The 13051-nt window shown below is 55.8% G+C and carries 6 protein-coding genes and 3 tRNA genes; 4 read left to right on the top strand and 5 right to left on the bottom strand.

Features of this window, described 5'->3' with window-relative positions; translation table 11 throughout:
• The first annotated feature begins 145 nt into the window (after positions 1-145).
• The 3 genes from ptrA to recD are packed head-to-tail and all read left to right on the top strand — an operon-like array spanning position 146 to position 8408.
• Entirely contained in the window at positions 146-3031 is a 2886-nt protein-coding gene (ptrA, locus tag PGR29_RS15190; RefSeq protein WP_316424787.1) for a pitrilysin, read from the top strand.
• The gene (gene recB / locus PGR29_RS15195; protein ID WP_316424789.1) at positions 3028-6573 is read left to right on the top strand and encodes an exodeoxyribonuclease V subunit beta; all 3546 of its coding nucleotides are present in this window, start codon (positions 3028-3030) and stop codon (positions 6571-6573) included. Before ptrA ends, recB begins: the two co-directional genes overlap by 4 nt.
• Positions 6570-8408 (top strand): exodeoxyribonuclease V subunit alpha, encoded by a 1839-nt coding sequence (recD, locus tag PGR29_RS15200; protein WP_316424790.1) that lies wholly within the window; start codon positions 6570-6572, stop codon positions 8406-8408. Before recB ends, recD begins: the two co-directional genes overlap by 4 nt.
• Positions 8409-8442: 34 nt before the next feature.
• Here recD and PGR29_RS15205 read toward each other — a convergent pair whose 3' ends face one another.
• Together PGR29_RS15205 and argA are read right to left on the bottom strand one after the other, a co-directional pair.
• Positions 8443-8697: a hypothetical protein gene (locus tag PGR29_RS15205; RefSeq protein ID WP_316424791.1), complete on the bottom strand. Its 255-nt coding sequence runs from the start codon at positions 8695-8697 to the stop codon at positions 8443-8445.
• 1105 nt (positions 8698-9802) lie between these two features.
• Complete coding sequence (gene argA, locus PGR29_RS15210; protein ID WP_015369939.1) at positions 9803-11134, bottom strand: amino-acid N-acetyltransferase; 1332 nt, start codon at positions 11132-11134, stop codon at positions 9803-9805.
• Positions 11135-11360: 226 nt separating this feature from the next.
• Here argA and amiC point away from each other — a divergent pair, with 226 nt between their 5' ends.
• Positions 11361-12614: an N-acetylmuramoyl-L-alanine amidase AmiC gene (gene amiC / locus PGR29_RS15215; RefSeq protein ID WP_015703319.1), complete on the top strand. Its 1254-nt coding sequence runs from the start codon at positions 11361-11363 to the stop codon at positions 12612-12614.
• Positions 12615-12700: 86 nt separating this feature from the next.
• Here the strand turns inward: amiC and PGR29_RS15220 are convergent.
• The 3 genes from PGR29_RS15220 to PGR29_RS15230 all read right to left on the bottom strand — a co-directional run bounded on the left by PGR29_RS15220 (position 12701) and on the right by PGR29_RS15230 (position 13021).
• Positions 12701-12777, bottom strand: a tRNA-Met gene (locus PGR29_RS15220).
• Positions 12778-12822: 45 nt separating this feature from the next.
• Positions 12823-12899: transfer RNA gene (locus PGR29_RS15225), tRNA-Met, on the bottom strand.
• A gap of 45 nt (positions 12900-12944) precedes the next feature.
• A tRNA-Met gene (locus PGR29_RS15230) sits at positions 12945-13021 on the bottom strand.
• Between the last annotated feature and the right edge of the window lie 30 nt (positions 13022-13051).

Here is a 13051-nt window from a genome sequence, read left to right on the forward strand (position 1 = left end):
TTGCGCAAAAGAAGGTTGTTCATTTATTATGCGCAACGAATCACGGACTGATGTTGTAAATACCTTGAAGATGGCGTTTTGCCTGATGATGGGTATCCACGCTGACGCTATGCAGCGCGAAGTTTGTTAATGATGAGGTCCGTGAATGCCCCGCAGTTTATGGTTCAAAGTTCTTGTTGTAGTGGTCGCCCTCTGGGCGCCGTTAAGTCAGGCAGACACCGGATGGCAACCGATTCAGGAAACCATCCGCAAAAGCGAAAAAGATCCCCGTCAATATCAGGCCATTCGCCTGCAAAACGGCATGGTCGTGCTGCTGGTATCCGATCCGCAGGCGGTAAAATCGTTGTCGGCGCTGGTGGTGCCGGTTGGCTCATTACAGGATCCGGCCGATCATCAAGGGCTGGCGCACTATCTCGAGCATATGACCTTAATGGGCTCGCAGAAGTATCCGCAGCCTGACAGCCTTGCTGAATTCCTCAAAATGCACGGCGGCAGCCATAATGCCAGCACCGCGCCGTATCGCACTGCGTTCTACCTTGAAGTGGAAAACGATGCTCTCGACGGCGCCGTCGATCGGCTGGCCGATGCCATTGCCGCGCCGCTGCTGGATAAAAAATATGCCGAACGCGAACGTAACGCGGTCAACGCCGAATTGACCATGGCGCGCACCCGGGACGGGATGCGCATGGCGCAGGTGAGCGCCGAAACCATCAACCCTGCGCACCCGGCTTCACAATTCTCCGGCGGTAACCTCGATACGCTGAGCGACAAGCCTGGTAGCCCGGTGCTTGATGCGCTGCACGCTTTCCGCGACCGCTGGTACTCGGCAAACCTGATGAAGGCGGTCATCTACAGTAATAAGCCACTGCCTGAGTTGGCAAGCATTGCCGCCGCGACCTACGGACGGGTGCCAAATCACGACATCAGTAAGCCGGAAATTACCGTACCGGTCGTGACCGATGCGCAGAAGGGTATTGTGATTCACTACGTGCCGGCGATGCCGCGTAAGGTGCTGCGCGTTGAATTCCGCATCGATAACAACAGCGCTCAGTTTCGCAGCAAGACCGATGAGCTGGTGACCTATATGATCGGCAACCGCAGCCCTGGCACCTTATCCGACTGGCTGCAGAAGCAGGGGCTGGCGGAAGGGATTCGCGCGGATTCCGATCCGGCCGTCAACGGCAATAGCGGCGTGCTGGCGATCTCCGCTACCCTCACCGATAAAGGCCTGGCGCACCGCGATGAAGTTACCGCCGCTATCTTCAGCTACCTGAATTTGCTGCGTACACAGGGGATTGATAAGCGCTACTTTGATGAATTAGCCCACGTGCTGGAGCTCGATTTCCGCTATCCGTCGATTAGCCGCGATATGGATTATGTGGAGTGGCTGGCCGATACCATGATTCGCGTGCCGGTAGAGCACGTACTGGACGTGGTTAATATCGCTGACCGCTATGATGTCCAGGCGATTAAAGACCGTCTGGCGATGATGACGCCGCAAAATGCGCGTATCTGGTACATCAGTCCGAATGAGCCGCACAACAAAACCGCTTATTTCGTCAACGCGCCTTACCAGGTTGATAAAATTAGCCCCCAGACCTTCACCGACTGGCAGCAAAAATCTGCGGCCATCAAGCTGCAGCTGCCGACGCTGAACCCGTATATTCCGGATGATTTCACGCTGATTAAGAGCGATAAGGCGTACCCGCATCCGGAGCTTATCGTCGATGAGCCGACGCTGCGCGTGGTGTACGCGCCAAGCCAGTACTTTGCCAGTGAACCGAAGGCCGACGTCTCGCTGGTGCTACGTAACCCGCAGGCGATGGACAGCGCGCGCCGTCAGGTGATGTTCGCGTTGAATGATTACCTGGCCGGTATCGCCCTCGATCAGCTTAGCAATCAGGCCGCGGTAGGCGGGATAAGCTTCTCGACCGGCGCCAATAACGGTCTGATGGTTAATGCCAACGGCTATACCCAGCGTCTGCCGCAGCTCTTTACCGCGCTGCTGGACGGCTACTTTAGCTATACGCCGACCGAAGAGCAGCTTGAGCAGGCGAAGTCCTGGTATGCCCAGATGATGGATTCGGCGGACAAAGGCAAAGCCTATGACCAGGCGATTATGCCGATTCAGATGCTGTCGCAGGTACCCTATTTTGAGCGTAAAACACGTCGCGATTTACTACCGTCAATCACCCTGAAAGAGGTGATCAACTACCGCGATAACCTGAAAGCAAGAGGGCGGCCGGAGCTGCTGGTCATCGGTAACATGAGCGCCCGACAGTCCACCGATCTGGCCCGCCAGATCCAAAAACAGCTTGGCGCCGATGGCAACGAGTGGTGTCGCAACAAAGACGTGCTGATCGACAGCAAACAGCTGGCGATGTTTGAGAAAGCAGGCAGCAGCACTGACTCCGCGCTGGCGGCGGTTTTCGCGCCGCCAAACGTTGATGAATACAGCAGCATGGCCGCCAGTTCGCTGTTAGGGCAGATTATTCAGCCCTGGTTCTATAACCAGTTACGTACTGAAGAACAACTCGGCTATGCGGTCTTCGCCTTCTCAATGAATGTTGGCCGCCAGTGGGGGATGGGCTTCCTGTTACAGAGTAGCGATAAACAGCCGGCTTTCCTCTGGCAGCGCTTCCAGGCCTTCTTCCCGACGGCGGAAGCCAAACTGCGGGCGATGAAACCGGAAGAGTTTGCTCAGATCCAGCAGGCGGCGATTAGCCAGATGCTGCAGGCGCCGCAAACGTTGAGCGAAGAAGCATCAAAGCTGAGCAAAGATTTCGATCGCGGTAATATGCGCTTCGATTCACGTGATAAAGTAGTGGCTCAGATTAAACTGCTGACGCCGCAAAAACTTGCCGATTTCTTCCATCAGACGGTGGTGGATCCGCAAGGCATGGCACTGTTATCCCAAGTTTCCGGCAGCCAGAACGGCAAGACGGAATACGCCGCCCCTGAAGGCGGTAAAGTATGGGAAAGCGTCAGCGCATTGCAGAAATCCTTACCCCTGATGCGAGAGAATGAATGACCGAAACCGCTGAGTCTCTTGACCCACTCCGCTTGCCCCTGACGGGCGAGCGGCTGATAGAAGCCTCTGCGGGCACCGGAAAAACCTTTACCATCGCCGCGCTATATCTACGGCTGCTGCTGGGGCTGGGGGGAGAATCCGCTTTCCCCCGGCCGGTCAGCGTGGAAGAGCTGCTGGTAGTTACCTTTACCGAAGCGGCGACGGAAGAGCTGCGCGGGCGTATTCGCAGTAATATCCACGAGCTACGGATTGCCTGCCTGCGCGAAAGCGCCAGCGATCCGCTCTATGCCTCTTTGCTCGCGGAAATCGCCGATAAAAACCAGGCGGCGCAAACGCTGATGCTGGCGGAGCGCCAGATGGACGAGGCGGCAGTCTTTACCATCCATGGTTTCTGTCAGCGAATGCTGAGCCTCAACGCCTTCGAGTCCGGCATGTTGTTTGAACAGCAACTGATCGAAGACGAGTCCCGCCTGCGTTATCAGGCCTGCGCCGACTTCTGGCGTCGCCACTGCTATCCGCTGCCGCGCGATATCGCCGCGGTGATCCATGAACAGTGGAAAGGGCCGCGTGACCTGCTTAAGGCGATCGACCGCTGGCTGCAGGGCGAAGCGCCGCAGCTAAAATCGCCGCCGCCCGCGGAAGAGACGCTGGCAAGCCGCCATCAGCAAATCCTGGAACGTATCAATGCGCTGAAGCAGCAGTGGCGGGAACAGGTGGGTGAAATTGAAAACGTGCTGGAAAGCTCAGGGCTCGATCGCCGCAAGTTCAACCGCGGCAACCAGGGCAAGTGGATCGAAAAGGTAAGCGCCTGGGCGCAGGAAGAAACGCTGAGTTATCAGTTGCCTGATGCGCTGGAAAAATTCTCGCAACCGTTCCTCATTGAGCGCACCAAAGACGGCGACGAACCACCGTTGCATCCCTTATTCAGCGCGGTAGAAGCGCTGCTCGCCTCACCGCTTACCTTAAACGATCTGGTTATCGCCAGGGCGATGGTGGAGATCCGCGAAGCGGTCGCCCGCGAAAAACGGCGTCGAGGCGAACTGGGCTTTGACGACATGCTCAGCCGCCTGGACGACGCGCTGCGCGGCGACAGCGGCGAAGCGCTGGCCAGCGCTATTCGTCAGCGTTTCCCGGTGGCGATGATCGATGAGTTCCAGGATACCGACCCGCAGCAGTATCGCATCTTCCGCCGCATCTGGCGCCGTCAGCCGGATACGGCCCTGCTGCTGATTGGCGACCCGAAACAGGCGATTTACGCTTTCCGCGGCGCCGATATTTTTACCTATATGAAAGCGCGCGGCGATGTCGCTGCCCACTATACGCTGGATACCAACTGGCGTTCGGCGCCAGGCATGGTACAGAGCGTAAACCGCCTGTTCGGCCTGAGTGATAATCCATTCATGTTCCGCGAGATCCCATTCTTGCCGGTGAAGCCTGCCGCTAAAAATCAGACGTTGCGCTTTACCATTGATGAGAAGCCGATCCCGGCGATGAACATGTGGTTAATGCCTGGCGAAGCCGTCGGTTCTGGCGATTATCAGTCTTTTATGGCGCAATTGTGCGCGACGCAGATCCGCGATTGGCTCAGCGCAGGCCAGCAGGGGCGCGCGCTGCTGTGGCGCGGCGAAAAAGCCGAGCCGGTGCGCGCCTCCGATATCACCGTGCTGGTGCGTAACCGTCTCGAAGCGGCGCTTATTCGCGATGCGCTGCAGCTCTTGTCGATCCCGTCGGTCTATCTCTCAAACCGCGACAGCGTTTTTGAAACCCCGGAAGCGCAGGAATTACTGTGGGTTCTACAGGCGGTACTGGCGCCAGAGCGTGAAAACACGCTACGCAGCGCGCTGGCAACGTCGATGTTTGGCCTTAATGCGCAGGATATCGAAAACCTCAATCAGGATGAACGTGCCTGGGATGCGCTGGTAGAGGAGTTCAGTGAATACCGTCACATCTGGCGCCAGCGCGGCGTAATGCCGATGCTGCGCGCGCTGATGGGGGCGCGTCATATCGCCGAAAACCTGCTGGCGACCCACGGCGGCGAACGCCGTTTGACCGATATTTTGCATATCAGCGAATTATTACAAGAGGCGGCGAATCAGCTGGAGAGCGAGCACGCGCTGGTGCGCTGGCTGACGCAACATATCGCCGAACCGGACAGCAATGCTTCCAGCCAGCAGATGCGTCTGGAGAGCGATAAGCACCTGGTGCAAATCGTCACCATCCACAAATCAAAAGGACTGGAATATTCGCTGGTCTGGCTGCCCTTTATTGCGCGCTTTCGCAAACAGGAGCAGGCGTTCTACCACGATCGCGATTCCTTTGCTGCGGTACTCGACCTCGGAGAGGGGGAGAATAGCCTTGAGCTGGCGGAAGCCGAGCGCCTGGCGGAGGATTTACGCCTGTTGTACGTCGCCCTGACCCGCGCGGTGTGGCACTGCAGTCTCGGGATCGCGCCGTTAAGTACCCGTCGTAGCGACAAACCTGGCAACAGCGATTTTCATCACAGCGCCCTCGGCCGCCTGCTGCAGGACGGCGAGCCGATGGACGCGGCGGGATTGACCGCGCGGCTACAGGCATTGTGCAACGATGATATTGCGCTATGTCTTCCCGATACCATGGACCAGACGCCGTGGCAGGCGCCGGAAAACGCGCTACCGCCGCTTTCGGCGCGGACGCTTGAACGTCAGGTTATGGACGACTGGCGGGTGACCAGTTATTCCGGCCTGCAGCAGCATGGTTCCAGCGCCGGTCAGGACCTGCTGCCGCGGCTCGATATCGACGCCGCGGGTGTTGGCGAGGTGGCGGAAGAGCCGCAGCTCACGCCTCATCAGTTCCCGCGCGGCGCGTCGCCGGGGACTTTCCTGCATAGCCTGTTTGAAGATCTTGATTTCAGCCAGCCGGTACCGGTTGACTGGATGGCGCAAAAACTACAGTTGCACGGTTTTGGCGAAGAGTGGGCGCCGGTGTTGAGCGAATGGCTGGACGGTGTGCTGCGAACACGCCTGCCGGGGGCGGAAATCGCTCTGAATCAGCTGGGCGCGCGGGATAAACAGGTGGAAATGGCCTTCTATCTACCGATTGAACAACCGCTGGATCCGCTGCGGTTGGACGCGCTGATCCGCCGCTATGATCCGCTCTCGGCTGATACCCCGGCGCTCGATTTCCGCCAGGTCCGCGGGATGCTGAAAGGGTTTATCGATCTGGTATTTCGTCACGATGGCCGCTATTACCTGCTGGATTACAAATCGAACTGGCTGGGCGAAGACTGCGAAGCCTACACCCAGCAGGCGATGATCCAGGCGATGCGCCTGCATCGCTATGATCTGCAGTACCAGCTGTATAGCCTGGCGCTACACCGTTATCTGCGTCACCGTATTGCCGATTATCACTACGAGCGGCACTTTGGCGGCGTCATTTATCTTTTTTTACGCGGCATGGATGGGCAGGAAGGCGGGCAGGGGATCTTCACCACCCGTCCGGCGCAGCCGCTGATTGACGGTCTCGACGCGCTATTTGCCGGCGTTACCCTGGAGGTGGACTCATGACTATGGATGAACTGCTGCTGGCCGCCGCCGAGCAGCGCCTGCTGCGACCGTTGGACGTTCAGTTTGCGCTGATGGTGGCGCAGGATGCCCCTCCGGCAGTGAAGCTGGCCGCCGCGCTGCTGAGCCGGGATGCCGGAGAAGGTCATGTCTGTCTGCCGCTGTCGCGCCTCAACGCTGAAGAAGCGCTAAGCGGCAAGGCCGGCGAGATCCGTGACCAGTTGCTGGCGATGGCCGGAGAGCCGCAGGACTGGCCTCAATTGTTGCTTTCTTCGTCAGCGGTGAGCCGCGGCGACGAACCGACGCCGATGATTTTATGCGGCGACAGGCTGTACCTGAACCGCATGTGGCGTAATGAACTCACCGTCGCCCGCTTCTTTAATGAGACGAACCGAGTGCTTGAGGTCGATGAAGAGCGGCTAACGGCAACCCTGAATGAACTCTTTCCGGCAACCGACGATATCGACTGGCAAAAAGTCGCCGCGGCGGTGGCGCTGACCCGGCGCATTTCGGTGATCTCCGGCGGCCCGGGTACGGGAAAAACCACTACCGTCGCGAAGCTGCTGGCGGCGCTGATTCAGATCAACGACACGCCGCGTTGTCGAATTCGGCTGGCGGCGCCGACCGGCAAAGCCGCAGCGCGTCTGACGGAATCCCTTGGGGCGGCGTTAAGAAAACTTCCGCTTAGCGAGGAGCAAAAAGCGCTGATTCCCGCCGATGCCAGTACGCTGCATCGCCTGTTGGGCGCGCAGCCCGGTAGCCAGCGCATGCGCTACCACGCCGGTAATCCGCTGCATCTGGATGTGCTGGTGGTCGACGAAGCGTCTATGATCGACTTACCGATGATGTCGCGCCTGATTGATGCTTTACCGGAACACGGGCGGGTGATCTTTCTCGGCGATCGCGATCAGCTTGCCTCCGTGGAAGCCGGGGCGGTGCTTGGCGATATCTGTGCCTGGGCGACGTCCGGTTATACCGCGGCGCGAGCGCAAGAGCTGTCGCGGCTGACTGGCGCAACGGTGCCGGCGGGCGAGGGGCAGATGGCCGGAGCGCTGCGTGATAGTCTGTGTCTGCTGCAAAAAAGCTACCGCTTTGGCAGCCATTCCGGTATCGGCAGCCTGGCGCGGGCGGTCAACGCCGGTGCGCGTGCGGACGTGAAAGCGACGTTACGCCAGCCGTTTGAGGATATCGTTCTGCAGCCGCTCAGTACCACCGAGGAGTATGAAGCGATGCTGATGGCGGCGCAGGAGGGCTACGGCCGTTATCTGCAGCTTCGCCGCGAGCAGGCCGCGCCGGAACAGATGATTGCCGCCTTTGGCGAGTTTCAGCTGCTGTGCGCGCTGCGTGAAGGGCCTTATGGAGTAAGCGGCGTGAATGAACAGCTGGAGCTGATGCTCCACCGTAAGCGGGCGATTACGCTACCGCGCCATTCACGCTGGTACGATGGCCGTCCGGTGATGATTTCCCGCAACGATAGCGCGCTGGGGCTGTTTAACGGCGATATCGGTATTGCGCTGGAAAGGGATGGCGAACTTCGCGTGTGGTTCCCGATGCCGGATGGCAGTATTAAATCGGTGCAGCCAAGCCGCTTGCCGGAACATGATACCGCCTGGGCAATGACGGTGCATAAGTCGCAAGGGTCGGAGTTCGATCATGCGGCGCTGATCTTACCTTCTCGTAGCGTACCGCTGGTAACCCGCGAGCTGGTTTATACCGCGATAACCCGCGCCAAACGGCGCCTGTCGCTTTACGCCGACGAGCAGGTACTGGCGCAGGCCATCATGACGCGGACCGAGCGGCGCAGCGGCCTGGCGGAGATTTTCGCCGGACACGGGTAGTGGGGAAGGGCATGAATACGCTCTTCACCTCTGATTAGTAAGCAAATAAAAGTAATAGCCAGAGTAAAGAGACTGAGTTCATGGCAAAGAAATAGGCTACATAGCTTTTGGGAGTACTTGGTGTTGATATATCAGCAATAACAATAATTACCACTGAAATAATAAGATTAACGATGGATAAAACGATAAATAAAAGAATAACCATAGCGGCAGCGGCAAGGGCTGCATAGGCCGGTCCACGGTTCATCATTGCTAAAAGTAATAATATCCAAGGGTAAATAGAAATCACGGTGGTGATTTTTTTATGTTTCTGGTAATTACGTTGGTTTTCTTTTTCATTGTTAACCTTTATCTTTTGGAGTGGTTCTCTAATATAATTGGCTATATTGTTCTGTTTGAATGTGCTTAATATATTATAAACATTAATATCATCCAGACTGGCGCTATTGAATTCATGTAAAAGAAATATGATATTGCACTATTTCTTATCCGTTGTGTTGAGTGTTTTGCATTAATAATGATGATTGTTGAAATGATTAAGTTGGCTATGGATGATAAAAAGCTAACCTTCAAATAGCCGAAAAATGCTGCAACGCCATTATTCGTTAAGTGCACCAGTAGTAAACAAAACCAGGGGTACAATGCAATAAATGTTGAAATACATCCTATGTTTCTGACCAGCCAATTGCCTTTCTTTTCCATAATTATATCTGTCCTTGATGGCGCTTTTGAACTATTCTTACCGGAAATACATCGTAATTTGCTGTTAAGTATAAAGATATAGCCAAAGCGGTAACATGGTGTTCATTGCGCAGAAATAGATTTTTAGCCTTCTCGGTTTTAGCAATGTAAAAACACTCATGCATCCGATAGTGATAAGCGAAAGCGTAAGGTTAATAATCGATAATAAAGTGATAAGAGCCAGTAGATGTAATCCATCTTCCGTAAAATTGTCGGGGGTGAGACTCTGATTAATATGTACTATCAATATTATTAACCATGGATATATAGCAATGGTGGAAACAACCTTCCGCGATCGACTAGTAATCCAATTATCAGATTTAGGCATTATCCATCATGTTTATAAATAATGTTCTGGGATTTCATTCGTTAGGGGGGATCATAGCGTTGATGCAGTGATAAAGATATACATCGACATTAAACCAGGAATAAAGCCCGGATGCTGGAAATGTATCACTGATGTGGCGGTGATAGAACAAAATTACTGTTCTGAAGGCGTGGGATATGCCTATTTGCAGTCGGGTAGCCCGGATAAGGCGCAAGCCGCTATCCGGGAATCCTCCCCCGGTGGCGCTTACGCTTACCGGGGCTACCAACCGACTACCGAACCGTAGCCCGGATAAGGCGCAAGCCGCTATCCGGGGGAGTATCCGTCAGCCGAGGTCAGCCATCAACACCTTCGAACGACGCTGATAGTTGTACATCTGTTTTTTACTCTCCGGTAGCAAATCAATATCCACCGGGGTAAAGCCGCGTTCCTGGAACCAGTGAATACTGCGGGTGGTCAACACGAATAGCTTGCTGAGCCCCATCTGCTTCGCCTGGGCGGCGATACGGCTCAGCAGTACCTCGCCGCGTGACGAACTACGGTAATCCGGGTGCACCGCTACGCAGGCCATTTCGCCGATTTTCTCTTCCGGGAACGGATAGAGCGCGGCGCAGGCGATTGTGGTGTTGTCGCGCTGAATAATGGTGAATTTATCTATCTCCATCTCCAATTGTTCGCGCGAACGACGCACCAGAATGCCTTGCTGCTCCAGCGGGCTGATAAGATCGAGGATGCCGCCGATATCGTTAATGGTTGCCCGGCGGATCTGCTCGGCGCTTTCCATGACGATCTGCGTACCGATACCGTCACGTGAGAACAGCTCCTGCAGTAGCGCGCCATCTTCCTGATAGCTAATTAAATGGCAGCGGCGCACGCCGCTGCGGCAGGCTTTCACCGCCCCGCGCAGGAAGCGTACGGTACCGGAATTATAGTCTTCTTCCGCTTCCAGCTCCTCTACCCGCGCCTGCGCCTCGTTAGGGAACAGCTCGGAAACGATCTCGCCATGCTGGTCGTAGACCCCCTGCGACGAGCAGAAGCCGATCATCTTTTCAGCTTTCAGCTTTACCGCCAGTTGGGTCGCTATCTCTTCAGAAGTGAGGTTGAAGCTCTCGCCGGTGACGGATACCGCGACTGGGCCCATGAGCACGATTGCGCCGCTGTCCAGTTGGCGATGAATGGCTTCTTCATCGATGCGGCGAATACGGCCGCTGTGGCAGTAATCCACGCCATCATCGACGCCAAGAGGTTGAGCAATAATAAAATTGCCGCTCACCACGTTGATATGCGCCCCCTGCAGGGGCGTATTGCCGAGGCTCATCGACAGGCGGGCGGTAATTTCTAACTGCAGCATACCGGCGGCCTGCTTAACCAGCTCAAGGGTTTTGGCGTCGGTGACGCGGGTCTGCTTGTGATAAACCGGCTCGTGGTGATGTTCCGCGAGATTGGCGTCAATCTGCGGGCGGGCGCCATAGACCACCACCAGGCGAATACCGAGGCTGTGCAATAAGCCAATGTCATTGACTATGCTGGAAAAGTTATCGTGCTCGATGGCTTCTCCGCCCAGCATGATGACAAACGTTTTTCCCCGGTGCGCGTTTATATAGGGAACAGAATGGCGGAATCCCTCGACCAGTTCAGTGCGACGCTCCTTCACCATAACAAATCCTCAATGCATGATTATTCGTAATAAGTGTATTTTTATTCTGTTTTGCTTCGTGGCGCAACCCCTAATTTGTCACTAATTTGCGAAAACATTGTGACAAAACCTTGGGTGTCAAAGTTTGTTTACCCTTTTATAGATGACAGGTTATGCGGCTTTAGTTAAAGTTTCTGGTCAATCTGTTCATTTTGGCTTCAAACGCGTTTTTTTGCTTGGGAGTGGCATGTCGGGATACAAGTCGGGATTAAGCCGCCGTCGTTTTTTACAAGGGGCGGGCGCCATGTGGTTAATGAGTGTAAGTCCGGTCGGTTTGGCCGCCGCCGCGCAGGTTGTCGCGGTGCGTATCTGGCCGTCGTCGACCTACACCCGCGTCACGGTGGAATCCAATCATGTACTGAAATATCGGCAGTTTGCGTTAAGCAATCCTGAGCGAGTGGTGGTTGATATTGAAGGCGTTAACCTGAATTCGGTCCTGAAAGGGATGGGCGGGCAGATCCGCGACGACGACCCGTATATCAAATCCGCGCGCGTGGGCCAGTTCGACCCGCAAACCGTGCGGATGGTGTTTGAACTGAAACAAAACGTCAAACCGCAGCTGTTTGCGCTGGCGCCGGTCGCCGGTTTTAAAGAGCGTCTGGTGATGGACCTTTATCCCTCTACGGCCACCGATGTGCAGGATCCGCTACTGGCGTTACTGGAAGATTACAACAAAGGCGATCTGGAACGTCAGGTACCGCCGGCAGAGAGCGGGCCGCAGCCGGGGAAAGCCGGGCGCGATCGTCCTATCGTTATCATGCTCGATCCCGGCCACGGTGGTGAAGACTCCGGCGCGATTGGTAAATACCGTACTCGTGAGAAAGACGTGGTGCTGCAGATTGCCCGTCGATTGCGCGCGCTCATTGAGCGTGAAGGCAATATGAAGGTCTTTATGACCCGTAACGAAGACGTGTTTATTCCATTGAAGGTGCGCGTCGCCAAGGCGCAGAAGCAGCGTGCCGACCTGTTCGTTTCGATTCACGCCGACGCCTTTACCAGCCGTCAGCCGAGCGGCTCTTCGGTGTTCGCGCTCTCGACCAAGGGCGCGACCAGTACCGCCGCAAAATACCTCGCGCAAACGCAGAACGCCTCGGACTTAATCGGCGGCGTCAGCAAGAGCGGCGATCGTTACGTCGATCACACCATGTTCGATATGGTGCAGTCATTGACCATCGCCGACAGCCTGAAATTTGGTAAAGCGGTGCTGCAAAAAATGGGCAATATTAATAAGCTGCATAAAAATCAGGTGGAGCAGGCGGGCTTTGCGGTGCTGAAGGCGCCGGATATCCCTTCGATTCTGGTCGAAACGGCCTTTATCAGTAACGTCGAAGAAGAGCGTAAACTGAAGACCGCGAAATTCCAGCAGGAAGTGGCGGAGTCGATTCTGGCGGGGATCAAAGCCTACTTTGCCGATGGGGCGACGTTGGCCAGACGCGGATAAAAAAATAGCGCCTTCGGGCGCTTTTTTTGTAGCGGTATTTACGGATGGCAGAAACAAAAAAACACCCTTTAGGGTGTTCAATGTGTTGGTTGCGGGGGCCGGATTTGAACCGACGACCTTCGGGTTATGAGCCCGACGAGCTACCAGGCTGCTCCACCCCGCGTCCGTCTTTACTCTTCCATCGAGTAAATTTGCTTCTGATTGTAATTGGTTGCGGGGGCCGGATTTGAACCGACGACCTTCGGGTTATGAGCCCGACGAGCTACCAGGCTGCTCCACCCCGCGTCCGCGTCTACTCTTCCATCGAGTAGATTTACTTCAGATTTTAATTGGTTGCGGGGGCCGGATTTGAACCGACGACCTTCGGGTTATGAGCCCGACGAGCTACCAGGCTGCTCCACCCCGCGTCCGTGGAAGCGCACTATACTCCGCTAGCG

This window comes from Klebsiella sp. 141203, assembly GCF_032601985.1.
GTDB lineage: Bacteria > Pseudomonadota > Gammaproteobacteria > Enterobacterales > Enterobacteriaceae > Klebsiella > Klebsiella aerogenes.